The 2,108-nt window shown below is 64.8% G+C and carries 3 protein-coding genes; all 3 read left to right on the top strand.

Going from position 1 to position 2,108, the window contains the following annotated elements; all coding sequences use genetic code 11:
- The first annotated feature begins 167 nt into the window (after positions 1 to 167).
- The gene (locus A9X04_RS16620; RefSeq protein ID WP_067917816.1) at positions 168 to 785 is read left to right on the top strand and encodes a TetR family transcriptional regulator; all 618 of its coding nucleotides are present in this window, start codon (positions 168 to 170) and stop codon (positions 783 to 785) included.
- Complete coding sequence (locus tag A9X04_RS16625; RefSeq protein ID WP_067919816.1) at positions 782 to 1,531, top strand: SDR family NAD(P)-dependent oxidoreductase; 750 nt, start codon at positions 782 to 784, stop codon at positions 1,529 to 1,531. The genes A9X04_RS16620 and A9X04_RS16625 overlap by 4 nt, the downstream gene beginning before the upstream one ends.
- Before the next feature lie 13 nt (positions 1,532 to 1,544).
- A partial coding sequence (locus A9X04_RS16630; protein ID WP_067922531.1) for an SDR family oxidoreductase occupies positions 1,545 to 2,108 on the top strand: 564 nt, incomplete at its 3' end.

Consider the following 2,108-nt stretch of genomic DNA (forward strand, 5'->3'; position numbering starts at 1 on the left):
GCGCTGCCCTACTACGAGGCGCTGGCACTGTTCAAACTCGCCATCATCCTCGAAGGCTCGCACGCCCGGCAGGTCAAATCCGGCGTCGATGCCGACCGCACAGACATGGGCCCGCGAGTGATTCGATTGCTTCATGGCGCAGCGGAATTTGCGCGCGGGCAACGGCTATGACCGAACCGCTGACCGATCGGCGACGGCGCCTGCTACGCGCCGACATCGGCCGTACCGCTATCGCGTTGTTCGCTGAGCGCGGTTTTGACACGGTTACTGTAGGCGACATCAGCGCCGCCGCTGGAATCTCCGAACGGACCTTCTTTCGGTACTTCGCATCCAAGGACGAAGTACTGCTGGACTACGAACGTCATGTGTGGGAGCGACTGATCCACGCGCTGGCTTCGCGCCCGGCCGACGAGGGTCCGGTCACCGCGCTACGGCAAGCCTTTTTGGCCACCTCCCACGTCGAACCAGCAGACCGTCTACGCGTCGTGCAACTGGGCCGCATTCTTGCCCAGGCACCGGAGTTGAATGCCCGCAGCCGCGGCCAGCGCCTGGTCAACGACGACGAGCTCGTCGCGCTGGTGGCGGGACGTTTCCCCAAGGGACACAAGGAGTCAACGATGCACGCGCGCATCGCCGTAACGGCGATGAACGCCGTCGCCGCCGCAGAGTTCGGCGCTTGGGTCCAAGGCGGCGGGCGGGGCGACCCGGCCGAGCGAATCCGGGCGGCACTGTCCCTGCTCGAGCAGGGAATCGGCAAGTTCGACGGAGGAGGAGACAACCAGTGACCAATCTCTTCGATCTGACCGGACGCACTGCACTTGTCACCGGCGCCACCCGCGGCATCGGCCGGGCGATCTGCGCGCAGCTGGCATCGTCGGGGGCGGACATCGTGGTAGTCAGCCGCAATTCTGAGGCATGCGAAAAGACCTCAGCCGAGATCGCCGCCACTGGTCGGCGCGCATTCTCGTTGCCCGCCAACGTCAACCGATGGGCCGAATGTGACCGCCTGGTTGACGAAGCCTACGCGGCCGTTGGGCGCATCGACATATTGGTCAATAACGCGGGATCGTCAGTGCGTTACGACAGTGTCGATGCGATCAGCGAAGAGCTCTTCGACAAGACCATTGCGCTGAACCTGAAGGGACCGTTCCGACTGACCGCCGCCATCGGCACCCGGATGGCGGCGGACGGCGGCGGCACCGTGGTCAACATCAGCACTATCTCCGCACACATGGGGGCCTCGCACGCCATCGTGTACGCCGCCGCCAAGGCGGGCCTCAACAATCTCACCAAGTCGTTCGCCCGGGCCTTCGCACCCAAAGTACGGGTCAACGCGGTCATGCCTGGCGCCGTCGACACCGACGTCATGAAGGCATGGCCGCAGACCGAACGCGACTTCGCGGCCAGCACCGCGCTACTCGGCCGAGTCGGTCAGCCAGACGAAATCTCGGGCGCAGTACTGTACCTCGCCTCCGATGCGGCCACGTTCACCACCGGACAAGTACTCGCTGTCGACGGCGGGCATCTCTGAGGAAGCAACAGCCATGCAATTAGACGGACGGTGTGCGGTGGTGACCGGCGGCGGTCACGGAATCGGGCGAGCGCTAGCAGAAGAACTCGCCGCGCGGGGCGCAAGGGTCGTCGTCGCCGACCTCAACGGCGAACGCGCGCAGAAGATCGCCACCCGCGTCGGAGGCATCGCCGTGCGCAGCGACGTCGGCTCCCCTGACTCCATCACCGCCCTTGTCGCCCGTGCCGAAGACATCTTCGGGCCGGTCGCCGTGTTTTGCTCGAATGCAGGATTCAGCGACACCGGAGACGGGCTGACCGAGTCGCCCGAGGAAATCCGTCGAATCGTCGACGTAAACCTGCTCGCCCACGTCTGGGCTGCGCAGGAAGTGCTTCCCGGCATGTTGGAACGTGGCGAAGGCTGGCTCATTCAAACCATCTCGTCTGCGGCATTGATCACCGGACCATCCTTCATGGGCTATACCCTGAGTAAACACGGAGCCCTCGGGTTCGCCGAATGGCTGGCCCTGAACTACGCGCACCGCGGCATCCAGGTCACCTGCCTGTGCCCGAACGCGGTGAACACCGGGATGCTGGGA

The sequence above is a fragment of the Mycobacterium sp. E3247 genome (genome assembly GCF_001667785.1).
Taxonomy (GTDB): domain Bacteria; phylum Actinomycetota; class Actinomycetes; order Mycobacteriales; family Mycobacteriaceae; genus Mycobacterium.